Genomic DNA, 2900 nt, shown 5'->3' with positions numbered 1-2900 from the left:
GCCCTGGCGGCGCATGGCGCAAGTGCGCGGAGTATCCTGGGCGGCAAGGCGATGGCGCTGGGCGTTGTCGCGCTGCTGGCGTTGATGCCTGCGCTGATCGCACTGGCCTGGGCCGCGTTGCGCCAGCAACACGAAGGCGGCATCGCTGTGGTCATTGCGCTGGCCTATGCGGGGTATCTCGCAGCCTGGGTGCTGGGCATCGTTGCCGTGTCAGGCATTGCTCGGACATCGCAAGGTGCGCTGATTGCGCTGATCTCCGCCTGGGCGTTGATCGTCGTGCTGTTGCCGCGCGCGGCTGCAGGCATTGCCGGAGTTGCCGATCCGTTACCCAGCCGGGTCGATACCGAGCTTGCGATCTCCGCTGATCTGCGCCGCATCGGTGACAGCCATAACCCCGACGATCCGCATTTCGCTGCGTTCAAGGCCGAGACCCTGAAGAAATACGGGGTCAGCCGCACCGAAGACCTGCCGTTCAACTATCGCGGATACGTAGCGCAAGAGGGCGAGCGGGTCACATCGGAGCTGTTCAAGGACTATTCCGCGCGCGCCGATGCCATCCGCCAGCGCCAGTCGGGCTGGCTGGGCTGGGCGGGCGTGCTGAGTCCGGCGCTTTCGGTGCGCAATGCATCGATGGTGGGCGCGGCTACCGACCTCACAACGCACACCGCGTTCATGAATGCAGCCGAAGCCTATCGCTTCGATCTGGTGCAGAGGCTCAATGGCCTGCAGGCCACCGCAGTTTCCGGCGCAGACGATGCCGCGCGCAGCAAGGATCCGCTCGCCGACCGGCGCACACGAATATCCGCCGACTTCTGGAAGACCATGCCCGAGTTTGACTTCGCCGCACCCTCTCCTTCGGCGCGGATGACGGCGATGGTGCCATCGCTGCTGCTGGTGGTCCTGTGGATCGCGCTGGGCTTTGGCGTGCTGGCCTGGGCTGCGCGACGGATGGAAAGGCACGGCGCATGAGCAACGTGATACGCGAAATCTGGCTGCTGGGGCGCAACCGCGCTGCAATCGTCGCGCTCGTCCTGCTGGCGGTTTTCGCCGCAGCGGGCGTGGCGATCGGCCTGGCCAATGTCGCCCGAGACCAGGCGATGATCGATCGGATGCTTGCAGGCCAGCCCGCCGAAGAGGCGGCGGTGGCGGGCTTTGTCGAGGACGCGGGATATGGTGCCTATTATGGCTTCCAGCCGGTCTGGGACCCGCCGTCGGATCTCGCTTTTGCCGCGCTTGGCAACCGCGACATCGCGCCTGCGATCCTGCGGGTCCGCTCGCTGTCGCTCGAAGCGCAGCTCTATGAAAACGAGAGCGCCAACCCCGAATTGTCCTTGGCCGGGCGGTTCGATCTGGTGTTCATCACCATCTATATCGCGCCATTGGTGCTGATCGCGCTGCTGCACGATGTGTGGTCGGGCGAGCGCGAGGCGGGACGGCTGTTCATGCTGTCCTCACTGCCTGGTGCGCGACGGCGGCTGTGGACTGTGCGGATCGCGGTGCGGATAGCAGGGGTGCTTGCCGCCCTAGTGATCCCATTTGCGGTGGGCGCAATTCTTGCGGGAACCGAGCTTTCAAGGATACTGGCGTTCGGCGGGCTGATCACGCTCGCCTGCCTGTTCTGGTCGGCGGTCATCCTTCTTGTGGCGCGGCGCGGCACGAGCTCGGTTGTGAACGCTGCGACACTGGCCTCGATCTGGTTCGCGCTGACGCTCGTCGTTCCCGCAGCGGCCAATCTGGTAATCAACGCGTCCGTGCCGGTGCCCGATGGCGCAGAGCTGGCGCGTGAAAACCGCGAATTCGTCCACGGCGCATGGGATCGGCCGCGCGAGCAGACGATGGAGGCGTTCCTGGCGCTCTATCCGCAGCACGAACCCGGCAGCGCGCTACCGCCGACCTTCCACTACAAATGGTATTTTGCTTTCCAGCATCTGGGCGATCTGCATGTCGCCCAGCAGTCGCAGGCCTATCGCGATGGCATTGCGGGCCGTGCGGCCTATGCCCGGGCGGCGGGCTGGCTGCTGCCGCCGGCGGGGATCGCGCAAGCGATGACCGCGCTGGCGGGGACCGACGTCACCGCCCAGCTTGAATTTCAACAGCGCATCCGCGCCTATCATACGCGACTGCGTGAGTATTATTATGACTATCTGTTCAGTGAACGACCTTTCGACGTCTCGATTCTGGCGAATGTCCCGCGTTTCGCTCCTGCTGACGACGGCGACACTAGGGCTGACTGAGACTGCGTCCGCCCAGCGGGTCACCGACAATGCCGCGGTCGGTGCCGAGGACGCATTCGGCACCAGCATCGGCAACGAGCGCGTCGGGCTTTACAGCGGCAGCGATGTGCGCGGGTTCTCTCCGGTCGCCGCGAACAACATCCGGCTGGAGGGTCTGTATTTCGACCGTCCCGCCTCGTTCACCGACCGGCTGGTGCAGAGCAATGTCGTGCGCGTCGGGCTGACCGCGCAGAACTATCTGTTCCCCGCACCCACGGGCATCGTCGATTACAAGATCCGGCCTGCTGGCAACGAGTTCGTGCTCAGCACCATGCTGGGCCTCAACAGCTGGGGCGGCGGGCGGCTTGAGCTCGATGCGCAGATCCCCGTGATCAAGGACAAGCTCAGCCTGGTCGCGGGCATGGCGGGGTTCGTCGATGAGCTCGCTCCGGGCAACCAGTCGTTCTTCGGCTCCTACGCGCTGGCGGCGCGGTGGAAGCCCACTGCCGGGGTGGAAGTCATCCCGTTCTGGAGCCGGATCGATCTGTACAACCGCGAGGCCGCGCCGCTGTACACCCCCGAGGGAGCCTTCCTGCCGCCGCGTGTCGACCGCCGCCGCTTCCCCGGGCCCGAATGGGCGGACCAGCGCAACACGGTGCAGCATTATGGCGCGCTGACCAAGGCGCG

At 65.6% G+C, this 2900-nt stretch carries 2 protein-coding genes and 1 pseudogene; all 3 read left to right on the top strand.

What is annotated here, in order from left to right; translation table 11 throughout:
- The coding region (locus tag ACEW8G_RS14225; RefSeq protein ID WP_373489061.1) for a DUF3526 domain-containing protein at positions 1-969 on the top strand (969 nt) is incomplete at its 5' end.
- Positions 966-2234 (top strand): ABC transporter permease, encoded by a 1269-nt coding sequence (locus tag ACEW8G_RS14220; protein ID WP_373489060.1) that lies wholly within the window; start codon positions 966-968, stop codon positions 2232-2234. The genes ACEW8G_RS14225 and ACEW8G_RS14220, both read left to right, overlap by 4 nt.
- Positions 2185-2900 (top strand): annotated as a pseudogene (locus ACEW8G_RS14215) (TonB-dependent receptor); the annotation flags it as partial. The gene ACEW8G_RS14220 and the pseudogene ACEW8G_RS14215, both read left to right, overlap by 50 nt.

The organism is Blastomonas sp. (assembly GCF_041747255.1).
Classification (GTDB): Bacteria; Pseudomonadota; Alphaproteobacteria; order Sphingomonadales; family Sphingomonadaceae; genus Blastomonas.
This window is presented reverse-complemented; position numbering and strand designations above follow the sequence as displayed.